An 18,722-nucleotide genomic window follows, 5' to 3' on the forward strand; every position below is an offset into this window, starting at 1 on the left:
GGTCACGCCTGACCCCGGTGGGCCGCGTCGAGGCGCTCCCGTTCCCCGGGGGTGAGGCGCAGGGCGCCCGCCGCGATGTTCTCGGCGAGGTGGCCGGGGTTGCCCGTGCCGGGGATGGCGAGGACGTGGGGGCCCTGGGCGAGGGTCCAGGCGAGGCGGATCTGTGCGGGGGTGCAGGCGTGGGCACGGGCCGCGGCGAGGACGGCCTCGTCGTGCGCGTTCGTCGCGCCGAGGGCCCCGCCGTCGCCGGCGATGGCGAAGAAGGGGACGAAGGCGATGCCCTGGTCGCGGCAGGCGATGAGGAGTTCCTCGGTCGCGGGGGTGGAGGCGCCGAGGCCGTACTGGTTCTGCACGCTCACCACCGGGGCGATGGCCTGCGCCTCGGCGAGATGGCGGGGTTCGACGTCGGAGATGCCGAGGTGGCGGATCAGACCGGCCTGGCGCAGTTCGGCGAGGGCCCCGAAGTGCTCGGCGATCGAGTCCTGGCGCATCCGGCGCAGATAGACGAGGTCGAGGTGGTCGCGGCCGAGCTGGCGCAGGTTCTCCTCGACGTGGCCGCGCAGGTCCTCGGGGCGGGCCGCGGTGCCCCACTCCCCCGCCCAGGTCCGGAAGGGGCCCACCTTCGTGGCGATGAGCAGGCCGTCCGGGTACGGGGAGAGCGCGCTGTTGATGAGCTCGTTGGCCGAGCGGAGGGAGGAGAAGTAGAAGGCGGCGGTGTCGATGTGGTCGACGCCGAGCTCGACGGCCCGGCGCAGGACGGCGATCGAGCGGTCCCGGTCGCTCGGGGTGCCGTGGTGGAAGGCGGCGCTCCCGGTCAGCCGCATCGCGCCGAAGCCCACGCGGTGGACGGTGAGGTCGCCGAGGGTCCAGGTGCCCGCGGCGTCCGCGGTGATCGCTGCGCTGCTCATCGGCGCAGTCTCGCACGCGCCGCGGACGTCGGCAGCTTCTCTTGGCATGCCGTCAACAGATCATGTTCTTCCCGCACTTGCGCAGCACCGCTGGACCCTGGGCGTCGTCGTGGGCCTGATCGGGTGTCGAGGCCAGTCGGAGTGACCTCCCGACCCGGTGGCGGGGCAGTGCGGCCGGTGCGGCCAGCGACCGCAGGTGCGCCCGGCCGGACCGGCCGGGATGGGCCCCGCACGGCTCGATGTGCACGCCGCGCAGACGGGCGTCGGGCCTGGTCTTCGTGACCGTCGTGCCCCGCAGGAACACCCGGCCGGCTGTCGGCCGCGCCGGTCCGACGATCGCCTTGAGCGCCGTGGTCCTACCCGCCCCGTTCGGGGCGAGGAACCCCGTCACCCGTCCGGGCCCGAGCGTGAACGACAAGTCGTCGACAGCTGTTCTCCGGCCATGACGCTTGGTCGGTCCTTCGACTCCGATGGCCGCCGGGCCCCCAGCGGATGTGCGTGAAGAAGTCGTGCCGGAAGCCTCCGGCGCGGTGATCTCCCGGTCATCCGCCCACGGTCGAAACCTGCCTCCGGCCTGAGGGGGAGATCACCACGGCGCGCGGCCGGGGCGACGCGCGTCTTCTCCGGGAAGAACTCCTGCCGTGCGACGGCCTTCTCGGCGTTCGCCCGGCATGTCCGGGGGTTCAGCCCAGCGGCTTGTCCAGGACCGCCTTGCGGTGGCTGAAGGTCTCGATGGAGTAGCGGCCGTGGTAGTTGCCCATGCCGCTCTCGCCGACACCGCCGAACGGCAGGTCGGAGACGGTGAGATGGGCGAGGGGCAGGCCGAACCCGAGGCCGCCGGAGGACGTTTCGGCGGCGATCCGGGTGCGCGTGGTGTCCGACTCGGAGAAGACGTACAGGGCGAGGGGCTTGTCGCGGTCGTTGATGAACCCGATCGCCTCGTCGAGCCCGGCGACGGTCACGATCGGCAGGACCGGGCCGAAGATCTCCTCGGCCATGACGGGCGAGGCGGGGTCGACGTCGGCGAGGACGGTCGGCGCGATGTACTTGTCCGTACGGTCGTGACGGCCGCCGGTCACGGTCCGCCCGGAACCGAGCAGGGCGGTGAGCCGGTCGAAGTGGCGTTCGTTGACGATCCGGCCGTACTCGGGCGAGGTCTGCGGGTCGGTTCCGTAGAGGGTCTCGACGGCGCGGGCCAGCAGGGGTTCGAGGGCGGCGGCGGTCTCCGGGTCGGTGAGGACGTAGTCGGGGGCGACACAGGTCTGGCCGGCGTTGAGGAACTTGCCGCGGGCCAGCCGGTCGGTGACGACCGCGAGATCGGCGTCGCGGTCGACGAACGCCGGTGACTTGCCGCCGAGTTCGAGGGTGACCGGGGTGAGGTGCTCGGCGGCGGCGCGCAGCACGATCCGGCCGACGGTGCCGTTGCCGGTGTAGAAGACATGGTCGAAGCGCTCGGCGAGCAGGGCCGTGGTCTCGGGGACACCGCCCTCGACGACGGCGACCGCCTCGGTGTCGAGGTGGGCGGGCAGCAGCCGGGCCAGGGCGGCGGAGGTGGCGGGCGCCAGCTCGCTGGGCTTGACGACCACCGCGTTGCCGGCGGCGAGGGCGCCGACCAGCGGGGCCAGCAGCAGCTGGGCGGGGTAGTTCCAGGGCGCGATGACGAGGACGACGCCGAGCGGGTCGACCTGCGTCCAGGCGCGTGCGTCGGCGCCGAGGTGGGCGGGGACCGGGGCGGGTTCGGGGGCGAGCCAGGCGTCCAGGTGGTCGAGGGTGTGGTCGATCTCGCGGATCGTGAAGTCGATCTCGGTGCGGTACGCCTCGGTGGCGCTCTTGCCCAGGTCGGCGTGGAGGGCGGCGGCGAGGTCGGCGCCGTTCTCGGTGAGCAGCGCGCGCAGCCGGCGCAGCTGGTCCGTGCGCCAGGCGACGGGCTTGGTGCGGCCCGTGCGGAAGGCGGCGCGCAGCCGGGCGACGACGTCGGCGGGCCGCTCGGGGGCGGCGAGGGGGCCGGTGGACTGCTCGGGGGTGGCGGCGGTGGTCACGGTGCCTCGCTGGGGTTGCGCGGGCCTTGCGGCCCTGGGTTCGGACGGCGAGCGGTCAGCTCGGTGTATATGCCAACCTTTCATGGACCAAAATACATTCCCCGGGCAACCACTACGTTCCGTGCAGGGTGCGCAGGCGCTTCTCCAGGTAGGCGCGCTCGGCCGGGTTCTCGGCCAGCGCGAGGGCGGACGCGTACGCGCGGGCCGCCTCGGCGCGGCGGCCGAGGCGGCGCAGCAGGTCGGCCCGGACGGCGTGGAAGACGTGGTAGCCGTCGAGATCCAGCGCGTCCAGCAGGTCGAGGGCGGTCCGCGCGCCCTCGGCCTCGGCGACCGCCACCGCCCGGTTCAGCGCCACCACCGGGCTCGGGGCGAGGGCCGTCAGCTGGTCGTAGAGCCGCAGGATCTGTCCCCAGTCGGTGGCCGCGGCGGTCGGCGCGTCGCTGTGGACGGCCTGGACGGCGGCCTGGATCTGATACGGCCCCGGCCGGTCGCGGCGCAGACAACGGCGCACCAGGTCCTGCCCCTCGGCGATCAGCGCCCGGTCCCAGCGGCCCCGGTCCTGTTCGGGCAGCGGGACGAGCGTGCCGTCGGCGTCCTGACGGGCGTCCCGGCGGGACTCGACGAGCAGCATCAGCGCGAGCAGCCCGGTGACCTCGGGCTCGTCCGGCATCAGCTCACCCAGCAGCCGCCCGAGGCGCAGGGCCTCCGCGCACAGGCCGGGATCACCCTCGTACCCCTGGTTGAAGATCAGGTAGACGACGGCGAGCACGCCGTGCAGCCGGTCCGGGAGGTCGGCGTCGCGGGGCACCCGGTAGGGGATGCGGGCGTCGCGGATCTTCGCCTTGGCGCGGACCAGGCGCTGGGCCATCGTGGGTTCGGGGACGAGGAACGCGCGGGCGATCTGCGCGGTGGTGAGGCCCCCGAGGAGCCGCAGGGTGAGGGCGACCCGCGCCTGCGGGGCGAGCGCGGGGTGACAGCAGGTGAAGATCAGCCGGAGCCGGTCGTCGCGCACGGGGCCCTCCTCCAGGGGCGGGTCGGGGGCGTGGAGCCGGGCCGCCTCGGCGTGCCGGGCGTCCCGGCCGGCCTCGCGGCGCAGCCGGTCGACGGCCCGGTTGCGGGCGGTGGTGATGATCCAGCCGGCCGGGCTGGGCGGCGGGCCGGTCTCCGGCCAGGTCCGCAGGGCCGTGGTGAATGCCTCCTGGACCGCCTCCTCGGCGAGGTCGATGTCACCGAGCCGACGGACCAGGACGGCGACGGCCCGGCCGTACTCCGCGCGGAACACGGCCTCGACGTCGACGGGGTCACCCATCGTCCGGCCTCAGTGCCGGTCCACGAACGGCCGCACCTCGATGGGGAGCGTGGTGGCCAGGGCGGCCTTGCGGCCCCACTCCAGTGCCTCGTCGAGGTCGGCGGCGCGGATCAGGCACAGACCGCCGAGGTACTCCTTGCCCTCGGCGTACGGCCCGTCGGTGACGAGCACGTCACCGTCCTTCGGCCGGAGCACGGTGGCCGTCTCGGGTCCGTGCAGACCACCGGCGAAGACCCAGGCCCCGGCGGCCCGCAGCTCGTCGTTGTAGGCCTCCACCCGGCGCATGATCTCGGCCATCTCCTCGGGCCCGGGCGGTGTTCCGCCGGCCGGCTGGACCACGCTGAGCAGGTAGTGCTGCATGACGTCCTCCTTGGCGTCGTGTGCCGTTCTCTCACCTCCTACACGAACGGCACTCCCCCGGATCGACACCCGGGCCCCCGACACGGGAAAGAATCCTGGCCATGACCGCACCGCACCCTCTCGTCCTCCGCGCCCGCCGTCTCGCCGACGACCTCCTCGTCCCGCACGCCGAACAGGTCGACCAGGGCGAGGTGCCGGTGGGCCATCTGACGGAGATCAGACGCTCGGGCCTGCTGGGGCTCAACGCCCCCAAGGAGTACGGCGGCGCCGAGGCGCCCGGCGCGGTGGTGCGGGAGACCGCGGAGATCCTGGCCGGGGCCTGCTGCTCCACCTGGTTCGTGCAGACGCAGCACCACACGCCGGTGCTGACCCTGACGAAGAGCGAGGGCCCGGTGCGCGAGCGCCTGCTCGGCCGGCTGGCCACCGGCGACCTGCTGTCCGGGGTCGCGTACGCCCATCTGCGGGCCCACCCCCGCATCCCCGTGCGGGCCACCCGCGAGCGGGGCGGCTGGCGCTTCGACGGGAAGGTCCCCTGGTACACGGGCTGGGGCCTGAACGACGTGCTGCTCCTCGCCGGCCTCACGGACGCCGACGAGGCCCTCTTCGCCTTCGCGGAGGCCCGCGACCAGCCGGGCCTGCGCGCATCCGCGCCGCTCCGCCTGGCCGCCCTCACCGCGGCCCGCACGGTCTCCCTGGACCTGGACGGCCTGTGGCTCCCCGACGAGGCGGTGGCCCTGCGCACCCCGTACCGGACCTGGGCCGCGGCCGACCGCCTCAGAACGGTGAACGCCAACCCCGCGGTCTTCGGCATCACGGAGGCCGCCCTCGGACTGTCCGACGAGGAGACGGCCGGCCGTCTGCGCACCCGCCTCGCACGGGTACGCGCCGAGGCCTACGCCCTGACCGACGAGGTGAAGCCCCACGAGCACCTGGAAGACCGCCTGGCCCTGCGTTCCCAGGCCTACGCGCTCATGCAGACGGCGACCACGGCGGCGGTGGTGACGGGAGGGGGCCGCGCGATGCTCCTGACGAGCAGAGCCCAACGCCTGGCGAGGGAAGCCCTGTTCCTCCTGGTCCAGGGCCAGACGGGAGAATCCCGCGGCGCCCATTTGAACGCCCTTGGCGCCTAGGGGCGCGGGGAACCGCGCGAAGGGCCAGGACGAACCCGCACCCGCCGGAGCACCCCGGCCACCCCCTCAGCCGTGCGAACGGCACCTGGAAGGAGGGCACCGGCCTGCCCGACAGGTGCCGCCACACCCCCTCTCCGAACCAGTACGCCTCCCCCAGATGCGGATACCCCGACAGCACGAACTCCGAGATCCCCAGCGCCGCATACTCCTTGATCCGCTCGGCCACCTCCGCATGGCTGCCCACAGGCAGCCGGTTCGCCTCCGCCCATGCCTCCTCGGGGGTGTTGAGGGGCGCGGGCTTGAGGGAGAAGCCCCGCAACCGGTGGAAGCGAACCCGCCCTTGAACCAGCCTTTCGAGTCCACCGGGTTGTTGCGCGGGCGCCCGGTCGGGCTGTGTCATGCACCGCTTGTGCACCGGCTCCTCGGTGGCCGCGATCCGGCGCTCACTCCTCGTCGTGCGCCGGGACGACCACGAGGAACGCGTCGGACTTCAGGTCCATGACGACGGTCGCGGGGCGGCCCTCGGCGCGCAGCCTGGCCGCGTACTCCTCGGCCGGCCAGGAACCGCGGGGCGCACCCGCGGGAAAGCGTTCCAGCACCGTCGCGCACATGGGGCAGACACCTCCGGTTCGGGGTCCGTGGGGACGACTACGCTGCGTCTGCCCCGGATCGCGGCGGGCATGTTCACGCGGAGGGGACGGGGTCCTCCTCCGTCGCGGGCCGGGATGGGCCGTCGGCCGTCGTGGCCCGGTGGTCCCCGGTCAGGCGGCTCGGCCACCAGGCGCGCGGTCCGATGTCCAGGACCAGCGCGGGCACCAGCAGGGAGCGGACCACGAGGGTGTCGAGCAGGACGCCGAACGCCACGATGAACGCGATCTGGACGAGGAAGGCCAGGGGGATCACGCCGAGCGCGGCGAAGGTCGCGGCGAGCACCACGCCCGCCGAGGTGATGACCCCGCCCGTGCTGACCAGACCGCGCAGGACGCCTCGGCGCGCTCCGTGCCCGAGGGACTCCTCGCGGACCCGGGACATGAGGAAGATGTTGTAGTCGACGCCCAGCGCCACCAGGAACACGAACCCGTAGAGCGGCACGGACGGATCGGTGCCGGTGAAGCCGAACACGTACCGGAAGACGAGCGCGGAGACGCCCAGCGTGGCGAGGAAGTTCAGGGCGACCGTGGCGACCAGCAGGGCGGGCAGCAGCAGGGAGCGCAGCAGCCCCGTCAGGATGAGCAGGATGAGGGCGAGCACCACGGGGACGATGAGCGTGCGGTCGCGTTCGGCGGTGCGCAGGGTGTCGTACCGCTGGGCGGTGTAGCCGCCGACGAGGGCGTCCGCGCCGGGGACGGCGTGCAGGGCGGTGCGCAGCCGGGCCACGGTCCGCAGGGCGTCGTCGCTGTCCGCGGCGGAGGCGAGGGTGACGTCGATCCGGACATGTCCGCCGACGACCAGCGCGGACCCGCCGGGGCGACCGCTCGCGGTCCCTGCCGCCGCGGAGGCGACGCCCTCGGTGGCGCGGGCCACGCCGAGCACCCGCTCCAGCCGGTCCGCGTCCGCGACGACCACGGTGGGATTGCCGGCGCCGCCGGGGAAGTGCTCGCCCAGGGTCTTCTGGGCGGCGACGGAGGGGGCGGCGTTGACGAAGGTCTCGTCGAGGGGGATGCCCTGGGAGCGGAGCACCGGCGCGAAGGCCGCTCCGGCCAGCAGTACGGCGAGGGTCGCGGCCCAGACCCGGCGCGGCCGCCGGTCGACCAGCCCGGCCACCCGGCCCCACACCCCACGGCCGGCAGCTTCGTCCCCCGCGCCGGCCGCCGTGGGTTTGGCGGGCCAGTACGCGGCGCGGCCCAGGACCACGAGGACGGCGGGCAGGAAGGTGAGCGAGGACAGGACGGCGCAGCCGATGCCGATGGCACCGACCGGTCCGAGCGCGCGGTTGTTGGTGAGGTCGCTGAGCAGCAGGGCGAGCAGCCCGAGCGCGACGGTCGCGGCGCTGGCCACGACGGCGCCCCAGGACTGCCGCAGCGCGGCCCGCACCGCCGCGAAACGGTCGCCGCCCCGCGCGAGTTCCTCGCGGAAGCGGGCGGTCAGCAGCAGGGCGTAGTCGGTGGCGGCGCCGATGACGAGGATCGAGAGGATGCCCTGGACCTGTCCGTCGACCCGGACCATGGCGTGGTCGGCGAGGACGTACACGACCGCACAGGCGAGGCCCAGCGCGAAGACCGCGCCGAGGATGATCACCAGCGGGAGCAGGACGCTGCGGTAGACCAGCAGCAGGATCACCAGGACGGTGAGCAGGGCGACGCCGAGCAGCAGTCCGTCGATGCCGGCGAAGGCGTCGGCGAGGTCGGCCTGGCCGGCGGCGGGACCCGCCAGGTGGACGGTGGCGCCGGGGACGCGCTCGGCGGCGGCGCGGATCCGGTCGAGGGCGGCGGCGAGTCCGTCGCCGAGGTCGGGGCGGAGCGGGACCACGGCCTGGAGGGCGGCGCCGTCCTCGGCCAGGACGGCCGGGGAGATCCGGCCCCGCACGCCGGGGGTGCCGCTGAGGGAGGCGAGGGCCCGGTCGGCCGTCGCGCGCCGGTCGGCGAGGCCGGAGCCCGTCCACACCACGACGGCCGGGAGCGTCTCGTCCCGGCGGAAGGCCCGCTGGGCGGCGACGACCTCGGTGGACTCGGCGCTGCGTGGCAGGAACGCGGCCTGGTCGTTGGTGGCCACCTCGCCGAGGCGTCCCGCGTAGGGGCCGAGGACGCCGCCGACGGCGAGCCAGACGGCGATCAGGAGGAGCGGGACGAGCCGACGGGCTCGTCGGGATGAGGAGGGCATGGGGCTCCGGGCTCCAGAAATCTCAGTGATGAACAATCTCAATGATTGAGTTAACTTTGGCTGGATCCTAGCCCGGCTCAGCGGCCGTGCGGCGCGATGGTGCCGAGTTCCTCGTTCATCGCCGTCAGGAACCGCACCACCACCGCGAGTTCGTCCCCCGTGAACCGGGAGCGGGCCGCGTCGGTCGCCTCGGCGAGCGGGCGGAAGTAGGTGCGGGCCGCGGACCGGGCGTCGGCCGCGTAGTACAGGTGCACCACCCTGCGGTCGGCGCTCTCCCGGACGCGGCGGATGTGCCCGGCCCGCTCCAGCCGGTCCACGCACGCGGTGACGGCCCCGGAGGTGAGCCCGAGGTGTTCCCGCAGCCGCTTCGGCGTCATCGGCTCCTCGGAGTCGAGGATCGCGGCCAGCGCCTGGACGTCCGTGGCGTGCAGTCCGTGGTCGCCGGCGAACGCGTGCACCAGGCGGTTGATCTCGCCGTTCATCCGGCGCAGCACCACCGCGAAGGAGTGCAGATCGGTCCCCGCCCCGGGCTCGCCGGACGGCCCTTCCCGCTCCGTCGGCTGCCGGTCCTGGTCGTTCGCTGTGGCCACGCGATCAGCCTAGTCGCCCGCCCCGCTCGGCCGATCGGGCGGCACCGGCGGGAGCGGCGCATCCGGGACGGTGTTCCGGCGGGAAGGGGTAGGCACGGGAAGGGGTAGGCAGTGGAGAGCGGTCACCAGGGGGGACCGACGCGAAGGACCGGAAGTTCATGACGGCAGACGACCTCGGCGCCGGGCCCCTGTGCCTGGTGACCGGAGCCACGGGGTACATCGGCGGACGGCTCGTCCCGGAACTGCTGGCGGCGGGCCTGCGGGTGCGCTGTCTCGTCCGCTCGCCCGGGCGGCTGCGCGACCATCCGTGGGCGGGCCGGGTGGAGGCGGTCCGTGGGGACGTCACGGACGCGGAGTCCGTCGCGGCGGCGATGCGGGGCGTCGATGTCGCGTACTACCTGGTGCACGCGCTGGGCACCGGAGAGGACTTCGAGGAGACGGACCGGCGGGCCGCGCGGATCTTCGCCGGGGCCGCGCACGGCGCGGGCGTGCGCCGGCTCGTCTATCTGGGCGGGCTCACCCCGTACGGCGTCCCTGAGGAGCGGCTGTCGCCGCATCTGCGCTCGCGCGCCGAGGTCGGCCGCATCCTGCTCGGCTCCGGTGTGCCCACGGCCGTGCTGCGGGCGGCGGTCGTCATCGGCTCGGGGTCGGCCTCCTTCGAGATGCTGCGCTATCTGACCGAACGGCTGCCGGTGATGGTCACCCCGAGCTGGGTGCACACCCGGATCCAGCCGGTCGCCGTGCGGGACGTGCTGCGCGCGCTGACCGGCGCCGCGCGGATGCCGGCCGAGGTCAGCCGGGCCTTCGACATCGGCGGCCCCGACATCCTGACGTACCGCGAGATGATGGAGCGTTACGCCGCCGTCGCGGGGCTGCCGCACCGGCTGATCCTGCCCGTGCCGATGCTCTCCCCCGGCCTGTCCAGCCACTGGGTCGGACTGGTCACCCCGGTTCCGGCGTCGATCGCCCGGCCGCTCACCGAGTCGCTGCGGCACGAGGTGGTGTGCCGTGAGCACGACATCGCCCGGTACGTCCCGGATCCGCCGGGTCATCCGATCGGCTTCGACGAGGCGCTCCGGCTCGCCCTGCGGCGGGTGCGCGAGGCCCGGGTGACCACCCGCTGGTCCTCGGCCTCGCTGCCGGGGGCGCCCAGCGATCCGCTGCCCACCGACCCCGACTGGGCCGGCGGAAGCCTCTACTGCGACCACCGCGAGCTGGGGGTGGACGCCCCGCGGGCCTCGCTGTGGCGGGTGATCGAGGGCATCGGCGGCGACAACGGCTGGTACTCCTTCCCGCTCGCCTGGGCGGTACGGGGGTGGCTGGACCGGCTCGCGGGCGGGGTGGGGCTGCGCCGGGGACGCCGGGACGCCGCCCGGCTCCGGGTGGGCGACTCACTGGACTTCTGGCGGGTCGAGGAGATCGAACCGGGGCGGCTGCTGCGGCTGCGGGCCGAGATGCGGCTGCCGGGTCTGGCGTGGCTGGAGATGTACGCGGAGACGGACGGCTCCGGGCGCACGCGGTTCCGGCAGCGCGCCCTGTTCCATCCGCGCGGGCTGCTCGGCCACGCCTACTGGTGGAGCGTGTCTCCGTTCCACGCGGTGGTGTTCGGCGGCATGGCCCGCAACATCGCGCGGGCCGCCCTGGCGGACGCGGCGGCGCGGGCGGACGAACGGACACCCGCCGGCTGACGGCGGGCGCATCCGCCGGGCCCCGCCGGACGGAAGCGCCTGACAGTCCGACATCCCCTCGTCGTCCCTTCGTCCCGGAGCCCGCCATGAACGTCTCGGTCGTCCTGTACACCTCAGATCTGCGGCTGCACGACCACCCTCCGCTGCGCGCGGCCCTCGACGGCTCGCGCGAGGTGGTCCCGCTGTTCGTGCGCGACCGCGCGGTGGACGGCGCGGGGTTCGCCGCGCCCAACCGGCTGGCGTTCCTCGCCGACTGTCTGCGCGATCTGGACGCGGGGCTGCGGCAGCGGGGCGGCCGGCTGGTGCTGCGGTCCGGGGACCTGGTGGAGGAGGTGTGCCGGGTGGCCGCCGAGGCGGAGGCCGACGAGGTCCATCTGGCGGCGGACGGGAGCGCGTACGCCCAGCGCCGTGAGGAGCGGCTGCGGCGCGCGCTGGAGGGGGAGGGGGTGCGGCTGCATGTGCACGGCACGGTGACGACCGTGGTGGACCCCGGTGTGCTGGCCCCGGGTTCCTCGGACCACTTCGCGGTCTTCACGCCGTACTTCGGTCACTGGTCGCGGCAGCGGCCGCGGGACGTGCTCGGCGCGCCGCGGGTGGTACGGGTGCCGGAGGGCGTCGGCTCGGAGGAACTGCCGGACCGTAAGGGCCTGTCGGGTCTGTCACCGGCCCTGGCCGAGGGCGGCGAGACGGAGGGCCGGGCGCGGCTGACCGCCTGGCTGCGCTCGGGCGTCCCGGCGTACGAGGACCGGCACGACGACCTGGCCGGGGACGCCACCTCACGGCTCTCGCCGTATCTGCACTTCGGCGCCCTCTCCCCCGTCGAGCTGGTGCACCGGGCGCGCGCCGTGGGCGGGCCGGGCGCCGAGGCGTTCGTACGGCAGGTCGCCTGGCGCGACTTCCACCGTCAGGTGCTGGCCGCGCGGCCGGGGGCGGCACTCGCGGACTACCGCACCAAGCACGACCGCTGGCGCACGGAGCGCACGGCGGGTGAGGACGTCGAGGCGTGGCGGGCGGGCCGTACCGGCTATCCGGTGGTGGACGCGGCGATGCGGCAGCTCCTCCACGAGGGCTGGATGCACAACCGGGGGCGTCTGCTGACGGCGAGTTTCCTCACCAAGACGCTGTACGTCGACTGGCGGATCGGCGCCCGGCACTTCCTGGACCTCCTGGTCGACGGGGACGTGGCGAACAACCAGCTCAACTGGCAGTGGATGGCCGGGACCGGCACCGACTCCCGGCCCAACCGGGTGCTCAACCCGGTCACCCAGGCCAAGCGCTACGACCCCGACGGGGCGTACGTACGGCGCTGGGTGCCCGAACTGGCGGACGTGGACGGTGCGGCGGTGCACGAACCGTGGCGGCTGCGGGGTCTGGACCGGGCCGCCGTCGACTACCCCGACCCGATCGTGGACCTCACCGACGGCCTGGCCCGTTTCAAGCGGGCGCGTGGCCGAGACTGACCCGCTCACCGTACGGGCGGGCGCGCGCGTCCGTCCCGCCGGACCGGACCGGACTAGATTCGAGGGGCACGACCCACGCGACACCTCCGGAGGCACCCCCCATGGCCAAGATCCTCTTCGTGATGACCGGCAGCGACCGCTGGACGCTCGCCGACGGCACCCCCCACCCGACCGGCTTCTGGGCGGAGGAGGCCGTCGCCCCGTACGGCCTCTTCCGCGCGGCGGGCCACGAGGTGGTGGTCGCCACGCCGGGCGGTGTGGTGCCGCCGGTGGACAAGGGCAGCCTGGCTCCGGAGGCCAACGGCGGTCAGGAGGGGGCCGACCGGATCGCCGCGGGGCTCGCCGGGATGGACGAGCTGGAGCGGCCGGTGCGGCTGGAGGACGTGGATCCCGCCGACTACGCGGTGGTGTTCTACCCGGGCGGGCACGGCCCGATGGAGGACCTGGCCGTCGATCCCGTCTCGGGCCGGGTACTCGTCGCGGCGCTGGACTCCGGCAGGCCCCTCGGTGTCGTCTGCCACGGTCCGGCCGCGCTGCTGGCGGCGGTGCGGGAGGACGGTTCGAACGCCTTCGCCGGCTACCGGGTGGCCGCCTTCACCAACGCCGAGGAACGGCAGGCCGGTCTCGCCGAGCGGGCCAAGTGGCTGCTGGAGGACCGGCTCACCGAGGCGGGTGTGGACGTGCGGGTGGGCGAGCCGTGGGCGCCGCACGTGGTCGTCGACCGCAACCTGGTGACGGGCCAGAACCCGGCCTCGTCGGCCCCGCTCGCGGAGGAACTGCTGAAGCTGCTCGGCTGAGCGGGGCGCGGCTACTCGGCTGCCCGCATGGGCAGCTGGACGGCCACCCGGCTGCCCCGACTGAGCGGCGACCTCGGCTGCCCGGCCGGCTGAGGGGCGGCTGCTCGGGTGTCCCTGCTGGGCGGCTGAGCGGTCGCACGACTGAGCGTTGCCTCACCCGGCGTCGTAGACGGCCGCCAGCGTTTCCAGGGCGTCGTCCAGGGCGGTCGGGCGGGGCAGGCCGGGGGCGCGGCCGGCCCAGCCGGGGCCGCCGAGTACCACGGACGGGGTGCGGCGGGCCCCGCGCATGCCCCAGCGGGTCGCTGCGACATGCCGGGCGAGGGCCAGGCTCGCGGTGGAACGGGCCTGGGCCCACAGCACGACGGCCACCGGGCCGAGCCGCTGGACGGCCGCGGACAGCGCCTCCGCGGGCACGGCGGCGCCGAACATCCGGGTGGGCACGTCGAGCCGGCTGAGTCCGGCGTTGAGCGCCTCCAGCGGCAGGGTGTGCTGCTCCCCCGGCACGCAGGCGAGGAGCACCGGCCCCGGCCCGCCCGTGACGTCGCCGGGCGCGGCAGGGCGGGTGGCGCGGCGCAGGGCCGTGGAGACGTGCCAGGACAGCAGGTGCTCGACCTCGACGTAACGGTCCCCGGACGAGGCCCACTTGCGTCCCACGGCGTGCAGGGTCGGCACCATCACCTCCTGCCAGGCGGCGGTCAGCCCGTGCAGGTCGACGGCCTGCGCCAGCTGTTCGGCGACGGCCGGCGCGTCGAGTCGTACGGCGGCGCGGGCCAGGCCCCTGCACTCCTGGCGGGCGTCACCGCCCAGCGGGAGCCCGCCGGCCTCCCGGGACCGTTCCCGCACCCCGCCGGCCGGTGTGCCCGGGGGCGGGCCGGCGCCCTCCTTCGCGGCGCGGGCGGCCTCGGCGGGCGGCACCCCGGCGGAGGTCAGCCGGCACATGGCCTCCAGCACGGCCACGTCGTCCGGGCGCCAGCGGCGGTGCCGGCCGTCTCCGCGCACGGCGGGACCGATGCCGTAGCGCCGGTCCCAGGAGCGCAGGGTGGTGGGTGCCACACCCAGGCGGCGGGCCAGGGCGCCGGTGGTCAGTCCGGTGTCGTCGGAGGCGGTGGACTCGCTCATGTGCCGACTTTACGGCTGATACGACGCAGAAACGACGCGTGTTGAGGGGAGCCGCGTTCCGCTCGGACGATGACCTCACGGGGTCACGCCCCGTGAGGACGTCCCGCACCGGCCCGGGACGGGTCGCCCGACGTGAGGAGCCGTCGTCATGAGCCCGCAGCCGTCCCCCGCCGTCCCGTCCGCGTCCGCGCCCGCGCCCGCGCCCGGCGCGGAGCCGCTCGCCGACGAGGAGATCGCCCGTGGTCTGATGGCGGGCGACGAGGCCTGCCTGGCCGCCGCCCACCGGCGCTGGTCCGCGCTGGTGCACTCGTTGGCCTGGCGGTCCCTGGGTGATGCGCGGGAGGCCGAGGACGTCAGCCAGCAGGTGTTCCTGGGCGTGTGGCGGGGCCGGGCGGGTTACCGGCCCGAGCGCGGCACCCTCGGCGGCTGGATCGTGGGGATCACCCGCCGCCGGATCGCCGACAGCCTGGCGGCCCGGTCCCGGCGGCTCCGTCTCGTCGCCGCGGCCGGCTCCCAGCTCGCCCTCACCGACCCGGACCGGGACCGCCCCGAGGCCGCCCTCGACCGGGTGCTGGTACGCGGCGAACTCGCCCGGCTCCCCGCGCCCCAGCAGCGGGTGCTGCGCCTGACGTTCTACGAGGACCTCACCCAGACCCAGATCGCGGAGCGCACCGGCTGGCCGCTCGGCACGGTGAAGAGCCATGCGCGGCGCGGCATGCAGCGGCTGCGGGTCCGTCTGGAGCCCGAATCTCTTTTCGACGCATAAACGCTGCACACACCGTTGCCGCCCGAGCCCCTCTCCCCGGCATCGCGCCGCACCCGGCACATTGGACTGTTCCGGCCTCTACACATAAAGGCTGAATAAGCGCAGAATGTCTGTGCGCGGCGCTTACCGCACACCGCACCAGACGCGGTCAGGCCTGCCAGTCGAAGGAGACGAGTGATGGCCAACGTCTCGCCAGACAGAAGTGACATATCGACCCACCCCGACGTATCCGAGATGCGGGCACGCTACGAGGCCGTGCTCGGCGGCGGCCGTGACGTGGCACTCGTGGACGGACCGGTGTTCCTGCTCGGTCTGTACTGCGCGGTCTCGCCGTGGGTGCTCCACTACACCACCAGCCAGCCCGACCTCATGACCCACAACCTGATCGTGGGCATCGCGATCGGTCTGCTGGGCCTCGGATTCACCGCCGCTCCGGCCCGGATGTACGGCCTGAGCTGGGCCATGTGCGCACTCGGCGTGTGGATGATCATCGCGCCGTGGGTCGTCGGGACCAGCCCGGACGCCGGTGTCGTGGTCAACAACATCATCATCGGCGCCCTGGCCGTGGTCCTGGGGATGATGTGCGCCTTCACGGCGGCGAGGAGCGCCCCGCGGGAGTAGCCCCTGTCCCACCGGAACGAGAAAGGCGGCCCGGCCGGCCCGCACAGGCGGATCGGCCGGGCCGGGTCGTGCGCGGCAGGTCAGCTCACGTTGAGCGCCGTGTCGTCGATGACGAAGGACGTCTGGAGCGTGGAGCCTTCGGTGCCGGTGAACTTGAGCGTGACGGTCTGGCCGGCGTAGCTCGCCAGGCTGAAGCTGCGCTGGGTGTAGCCGCTCGCGGCGTTGAGGTTGGAGTAGGTCGCGAGCGTGCTCAGGACCGTGCCGGAGCTGTTGAGCACCTGGACCTTCAGCGTGTCGTACGCCGTGCTGGTGGTGGTCTCCGCCGTGTCGATGTGGAGGTAGAAGCTGAGCGCGGCGGTGGTGCAGCCGGACGGGATGGTCACCGACTGGGAGAGCGTGTCGGTGGTGGCGGAGCCGTATCCGTCGAGCCAGGCGTAGTAGGAGCCGGTACGGGCGGACTGGCTGGAGGAGTTGGTGATGACCCCGCTGGTCGCGCTCCAGGTGCTGGCGCCGGACTCGAAGCCGTTGTTGCCGAGGAGCTGGGCGGAGGTGCAGGTGCCGGAGCCGCCGTCGTCACCGCCGCCACTGCTGCTCCCGCCGGCGAGCCACTCGGTGGCGTTCAGGGCGAGGGCGGCGTTGGTGGCGCCTGAGTCGTTCCAGCCGTCGTAGAGCGTGTTGCCGGACTGACCGGTGCCGTCGTCGATGGGCGAGCTGTCGCCCCAGAAGGCGACCCGGCCGCTGCCGAAGGTGCTGGTGGCGAAGAAGGCGCCGGTGTTGCCGGAGTAGCCGGTGCGGTAGAGCAGGCCCTTCACGCTGGAGTTGTCGGCGGGCTTGAGCGTGGCCGTCGTACCGCTGGCGATCAGGCTCTTGCTCACGGTGCCGAAGGAGCCGTGCAGCACCGGGTCGGTGCTGTCGCTGATGGCCGAGGGGTAGTCCGAGCTGATGCTGAGGGAGTCGACGGAGAAGCCGAACGGGTCGGTGGAGTCGACGCTGTTGTTCGTCATCAGGTCGTTGAGGATCTCGACCGCGTCCTCGCCGTCGTTGTTGCGGTCGGCGCCGGTGTGGTCGGAGATCATGAACAGACCGCCGCCGTTCTTCACGAAGTTCATGATCGCCGTCTTCTCGGCGGTGGTGAACAGCGTGTTGGGCTCCGGCAGGACCAGCGTGTCGAAGTTCGACAGGTCGGTCGTGGACGAGCCGCCGTAGGTGAGGGCGCTCGTGGCGGTCTTGAGGCTGTAGTCGCCGGTCTTCTGCAGGGCGACGCCCCACGCCGACAGCGCTCCGGTCCAGTCCGTCTCCGAGGACGGGGAGGAGTCCTGGGAGAGCGGGTCGGGCTTGCTGGTGGAGATGATCCAGTCCGCGTTGCCCGCCTCCTCGGCGTGGCCGTCGTCGAAGAGGATCCGGTGGGGGGTGGCCGCGTGGGCGGGGGTGGCGGTGGTGACCTGGAGCGCGGCTCCGGTGACGAGCAGGCCGAGGCCGGCCAGGAGCGTGGTGACCTTGCGGGGGTGTCTCGGTGATCCGGGCATCCGGCGAACCTCCGTGAGGGGGTGGGGAGAGGGCGGGTGCGGCGGCGATCTGCGCGCGTAGATCTCGCAAGGAAGGGTTCTACACGCGTGGACTGATTGAAAGGTACATGGCATGACAGCCCTGTGAACATCAAGCGCGGGCAATAACGCGCGCAAAAACGTCGGCAACGGGACCGGAACCGACTGCCCCACCGCGGAACGGGCACAAGCCAAGGGACGGGCTCTCACCAAGGAGGGGCGGAGATGGAGATCGACGGAATCATCAGTGCCATCTTCATCGGCATCATCATCGGCGTGCTCGGACGGCTGGTCGTGCCGGGCCGCCAGCGGATCGGCGTGCTGTGGACGATAGGGGTCGGCATCGTGGCCGCGCTGATCGGGTCGGCCCTCGCCTCGGTGCTCGGCGTGGCCGACACCAAGGGCGTCGACTGGATCGAGTGGCTGATCCAGATCGGCCTCGCGGCGTTCGGAGTGACGGCGCTGGACCGGGCGAAGACACGCCGGTGAGCACGCCGGGGCCGGGGCGGGCGCCGATCCTCGCCCGCGCGGGCGGTCCGCCGCCCGCCCCGGCCCCCGGCCCGCCGGGCGCCTCTCACCGTCCGCCGAGCAGCCCCTCGTACCACGTCAGCGTCGCGGCCACCGTCTCCTCCAGCGGCGTCGGTGCGACGCCGAAGGCCTGCTCGAAGGCGGAGGAGTCCATGATCTGGGGCTCGATGTGCTGGTACCACATCTCGGCGTACTCGGCCATGAACTCCGCGTCGAACGGACCGTAGGGACGGGGCTCCCCGACGACCAGGACGTTCAGCGGGCCACCGATGCGGCGCTCGATCAGCGCGTGGACCGCGCGGGTGCTGACGGCGGGCGCGGTCGGAAGGTGCCAGACCCGTCCGTCGCCCTCGGGGTGTTCGCCGAGAGCGGCCAGGCCGGTCGCCACGTCCAGGATGCTCGTGTAGCTGTGCGGCAGGTCGATGTCGCCGATGCCGAGCACCTCGCCGCCGGTCAGCGCGGCCGGGAAGACCGCTCCGCCGAGGGTGGAGTTGAGCACGCCGGGGCCGACGAAGTCGGCGGAGCGGCCCAGCACCACCCTGGCCCGTCCCTCGCGGTGGGCGGCGAGGTACCGCTCGTCCAGCCGGGCCCGCATGCGCCCCTTGCGGGTCGTCGCCCGCCACGGCGTCTCCTCGGTCATCACCGCTCCCCCGGTCTCGCCGTACGGGTAGAGCGTGTCGAGGACGACGAGCCGGGCGCCGGAGTCCTCGACGGCGCCGAGGACGGCCTCCTGGATCCGGGGCATCGCCTCGACCTGGAGGTGGTAGCCGACGTTGACGCAGTGATACACGACCCCGGCGCCGGCTACGGCCGCCCGCGCGCCCTCCGGGGTACTGACGTCGGCGGCGTACCGCTCGACCCCCTCGAGCGCGGGGCCCTCGCCCTTGCGGTCCACGAGGCGTACGGCATGTCCCCGGCGGACGAGCTCCCGGGCGAGCGCGGTACCGGCGGGGCCGGAGCCGAGGACGGTGTGCAGGGTGCGGTTCTCGCTGGTGACGGCAGACATGACGGTGGTCCTCTCGCGGGTTTCCCGGCCATCCGGT

Annotated in this window: 18 protein-coding genes and 1 pseudogene; 7 read left to right on the top strand and 12 right to left on the bottom strand. The window is 73.8% G+C overall.

What is annotated here, in order from left to right:
• Positions 1-2: 2 nt before the first annotated feature.
• The 5 genes from ACYQ8Q_RS02200 to ACYQ8Q_RS02220 all read right to left on the bottom strand — a co-directional run bounded on the left by ACYQ8Q_RS02200 (position 3) and on the right by ACYQ8Q_RS02220 (position 4,616).
• Positions 3-908, bottom strand: a complete 906-nt coding sequence (locus ACYQ8Q_RS02200; protein ID WP_460061280.1) for an aldo/keto reductase — start codon at positions 906-908, stop codon at positions 3-5.
• A gap of 52 nt (positions 909-960) precedes the next feature.
• Complete coding sequence (locus ACYQ8Q_RS02205; RefSeq protein ID WP_460061282.1) at positions 961-1,326, bottom strand: ATP-binding cassette domain-containing protein; 366 nt, start codon at positions 1,324-1,326, stop codon at positions 961-963.
• A 265-nt stretch (positions 1,327-1,591) separates the two neighbouring features.
• Complete coding sequence (locus ACYQ8Q_RS02210; RefSeq protein WP_460061285.1) at positions 1,592-2,947, bottom strand: aldehyde dehydrogenase family protein; 1,356 nt, start codon at positions 2,945-2,947, stop codon at positions 1,592-1,594.
• A 112-nt stretch (positions 2,948-3,059) separates the two neighbouring features.
• Complete coding sequence (locus tag ACYQ8Q_RS02215) at positions 3,060-4,256, bottom strand: RNA polymerase sigma factor (protein WP_460061288.1); 1,197 nt, start codon at positions 4,254-4,256, stop codon at positions 3,060-3,062.
• A 9-nt stretch (positions 4,257-4,265) separates the two neighbouring features.
• Positions 4,266-4,616, bottom strand: coding sequence for a YciI family protein (locus ACYQ8Q_RS02220; protein ID WP_460061291.1), 351 nt, complete (start codon positions 4,614-4,616; stop codon positions 4,266-4,268).
• 101 nt (positions 4,617-4,717) lie between these two features.
• Between ACYQ8Q_RS02220 and ACYQ8Q_RS02225 the strand changes: the two genes are divergently transcribed.
• Positions 4,718-5,746: an acyl-CoA dehydrogenase family protein gene (locus ACYQ8Q_RS02225; RefSeq protein ID WP_460061293.1), complete on the top strand. Its 1,029-nt coding sequence runs from the start codon at positions 4,718-4,720 to the stop codon at positions 5,744-5,746.
• 73 nt (positions 5,747-5,819) lie between these two features.
• Here the strand turns inward: ACYQ8Q_RS02225 and ACYQ8Q_RS02230 are convergent.
• From ACYQ8Q_RS02230 to ACYQ8Q_RS02245, 4 genes and pseudogenes are all read right to left on the bottom strand, one after another.
• Positions 5,820-5,990: pseudogene (locus tag ACYQ8Q_RS02230) on the bottom strand (LLM class flavin-dependent oxidoreductase); the annotation flags it as partial.
• A 199-nt stretch (positions 5,991-6,189) separates the two neighbouring features.
• Positions 6,190-6,357 carry a hypothetical protein gene (locus ACYQ8Q_RS02235; protein WP_460061294.1) on the bottom strand — a complete coding sequence of 56 codons (168 nt, stop codon included), beginning with the start codon at positions 6,355-6,357 and terminating at the stop codon, positions 6,190-6,192.
• A gap of 73 nt (positions 6,358-6,430) precedes the next feature.
• Complete coding sequence (locus ACYQ8Q_RS02240) at positions 6,431-8,566, bottom strand: MMPL family transporter (protein ID WP_460061296.1); 2,136 nt, start codon at positions 8,564-8,566, stop codon at positions 6,431-6,433.
• Positions 8,567-8,643: 77 nt separating this feature from the next.
• Positions 8,644-9,156 carry a MarR family winged helix-turn-helix transcriptional regulator gene (locus ACYQ8Q_RS02245; RefSeq protein ID WP_460061297.1) on the bottom strand — a complete coding sequence of 171 codons (513 nt, stop codon included), beginning with the start codon at positions 9,154-9,156 and terminating at the stop codon, positions 8,644-8,646.
• A gap of 158 nt (positions 9,157-9,314) precedes the next feature.
• Here ACYQ8Q_RS02245 and ACYQ8Q_RS02250 point away from each other — a divergent pair, with 158 nt between their 5' ends.
• The 3 genes from ACYQ8Q_RS02250 to ACYQ8Q_RS02260 all read left to right on the top strand — a co-directional run bounded on the left by ACYQ8Q_RS02250 (position 9,315) and on the right by ACYQ8Q_RS02260 (position 13,101).
• Positions 9,315-10,844: an SDR family oxidoreductase gene (locus tag ACYQ8Q_RS02250; RefSeq protein WP_460061299.1), complete on the top strand. Its 1,530-nt coding sequence runs from the start codon at positions 9,315-9,317 to the stop codon at positions 10,842-10,844.
• An 86-nt stretch (positions 10,845-10,930) separates the two neighbouring features.
• Complete coding sequence (locus ACYQ8Q_RS02255) at positions 10,931-12,304, top strand: cryptochrome/photolyase family protein (RefSeq protein ID WP_460061300.1); 1,374 nt, start codon at positions 10,931-10,933, stop codon at positions 12,302-12,304.
• Between the two features lie 101 nt (positions 12,305-12,405).
• Positions 12,406-13,101 carry a type 1 glutamine amidotransferase domain-containing protein gene (locus tag ACYQ8Q_RS02260; protein WP_460061302.1) on the top strand — a complete coding sequence of 232 codons (696 nt, stop codon included), beginning with the start codon at positions 12,406-12,408 and terminating at the stop codon, positions 13,099-13,101.
• Between the two features lie 153 nt (positions 13,102-13,254).
• Here ACYQ8Q_RS02260 and ACYQ8Q_RS02265 read toward each other — a convergent pair whose 3' ends face one another.
• On the bottom strand, positions 13,255-14,220 hold the full coding sequence (locus ACYQ8Q_RS02265; protein WP_460061305.1) for a MerR family transcriptional regulator: 966 nt from the start codon (positions 14,218-14,220) through the stop codon (positions 13,255-13,257).
• A 148-nt stretch (positions 14,221-14,368) separates the two neighbouring features.
• Between ACYQ8Q_RS02265 and ACYQ8Q_RS02270 the strand changes: the two genes are divergently transcribed.
• Together ACYQ8Q_RS02270 and ACYQ8Q_RS02275 are read left to right on the top strand one after the other, a co-directional pair.
• Positions 14,369-14,986 (top strand): sigma-70 family RNA polymerase sigma factor, encoded by a 618-nt coding sequence (locus tag ACYQ8Q_RS02270; protein WP_460061306.1) that lies wholly within the window; start codon positions 14,369-14,371, stop codon positions 14,984-14,986.
• A 177-nt stretch (positions 14,987-15,163) separates the two neighbouring features.
• Positions 15,164-15,607, top strand: a complete 444-nt coding sequence (locus ACYQ8Q_RS02275; protein ID WP_460061308.1) for an SPW repeat protein — start codon at positions 15,164-15,166, stop codon at positions 15,605-15,607.
• An 80-nt stretch (positions 15,608-15,687) separates the two neighbouring features.
• On the opposite strand, the gene ACYQ8Q_RS02280 is transcribed toward ACYQ8Q_RS02275, so the two are convergent.
• A complete protein-coding gene (locus ACYQ8Q_RS02280) occupies positions 15,688-17,133 on the bottom strand; it encodes a hydrolase (protein ID WP_460061310.1) in 1,446 nt (481 codons plus the stop codon).
• Between the two features lie 243 nt (positions 17,134-17,376).
• On the opposite strand from ACYQ8Q_RS02280, the gene ACYQ8Q_RS02285 reads away from it, so the two are divergent.
• Positions 17,377-17,640: a GlsB/YeaQ/YmgE family stress response membrane protein gene (locus ACYQ8Q_RS02285; RefSeq protein ID WP_460061313.1), complete on the top strand. Its 264-nt coding sequence runs from the start codon at positions 17,377-17,379 to the stop codon at positions 17,638-17,640.
• An 85-nt stretch (positions 17,641-17,725) separates the two neighbouring features.
• Here the strand turns inward: ACYQ8Q_RS02285 and ACYQ8Q_RS02290 are convergent, their stop codons facing one another.
• The gene (locus ACYQ8Q_RS02290; RefSeq protein ID WP_460061314.1) at positions 17,726-18,685 is read right to left on the bottom strand and encodes an NAD-dependent epimerase/dehydratase family protein; all 960 of its coding nucleotides are present in this window, start codon (positions 18,683-18,685) and stop codon (positions 17,726-17,728) included.
• Between the last annotated feature and the right edge of the window lie 37 nt (positions 18,686-18,722).

The organism is Streptomyces sp. YKOK-I1 (genome assembly GCF_054660435.1).

Excerpts from the sequence above, each read along its gene's own strand:
- ACYQ8Q_RS02225 (WP_460061293.1), top strand. The coding sequence starts at position 4,718 with ATGACCGCACCGCACCCTCTCGTCCTCCGCGCCCGCCGTCTCGCCGAC.
- ACYQ8Q_RS02290 (WP_460061314.1), bottom strand. The coding sequence starts at position 18,685 with ATGTCTGCCGTCACCAGCGAGAACCGCACCCTGCACACCGTCCTCGGC.
- ACYQ8Q_RS02275 (WP_460061308.1), top strand. The coding sequence starts at position 15,164 with ATGGCCAACGTCTCGCCAGACAGAAGTGACATATCGACCCACCCCGAC.
- ACYQ8Q_RS02200 (WP_460061280.1), bottom strand. The coding sequence starts at position 908 with ATGAGCAGCGCAGCGATCACCGCGGACGCCGCGGGCACCTGGACCCTC.
- ACYQ8Q_RS02250 (WP_460061299.1), top strand. The coding sequence starts at position 9,315 with ATGACGGCAGACGACCTCGGCGCCGGGCCCCTGTGCCTGGTGACCGGA.
- ACYQ8Q_RS02240 (WP_460061296.1), bottom strand. The coding sequence starts at position 8,566 with ATGCCCTCCTCATCCCGACGAGCCCGTCGGCTCGTCCCGCTCCTCCTG.
- ACYQ8Q_RS02280 (WP_460061310.1), bottom strand. The coding sequence starts at position 17,133 with ATGCCCGGATCACCGAGACACCCCCGCAAGGTCACCACGCTCCTGGCC.
- ACYQ8Q_RS02260 (WP_460061302.1), top strand. The coding sequence starts at position 12,406 with ATGGCCAAGATCCTCTTCGTGATGACCGGCAGCGACCGCTGGACGCTC.
- ACYQ8Q_RS02270 (WP_460061306.1), top strand. The coding sequence starts at position 14,369 with ATGAGCCCGCAGCCGTCCCCCGCCGTCCCGTCCGCGTCCGCGCCCGCG.
- ACYQ8Q_RS02265 (WP_460061305.1), bottom strand. The coding sequence starts at position 14,220 with ATGAGCGAGTCCACCGCCTCCGACGACACCGGACTGACCACCGGCGCC.
- ACYQ8Q_RS02255 (WP_460061300.1), top strand. The coding sequence starts at position 10,931 with ATGAACGTCTCGGTCGTCCTGTACACCTCAGATCTGCGGCTGCACGAC.
- ACYQ8Q_RS02235 (WP_460061294.1), bottom strand. The coding sequence starts at position 6,357 with ATGTGCGCGACGGTGCTGGAACGCTTTCCCGCGGGTGCGCCCCGCGGT.
- ACYQ8Q_RS02220 (WP_460061291.1), bottom strand. The coding sequence starts at position 4,616 with ATGCAGCACTACCTGCTCAGCGTGGTCCAGCCGGCCGGCGGAACACCG.
- ACYQ8Q_RS02285 (WP_460061313.1), top strand. The coding sequence starts at position 17,377 with ATGGAGATCGACGGAATCATCAGTGCCATCTTCATCGGCATCATCATC.
- ACYQ8Q_RS02215 (WP_460061288.1), bottom strand. The coding sequence starts at position 4,256 with ATGGGTGACCCCGTCGACGTCGAGGCCGTGTTCCGCGCGGAGTACGGC.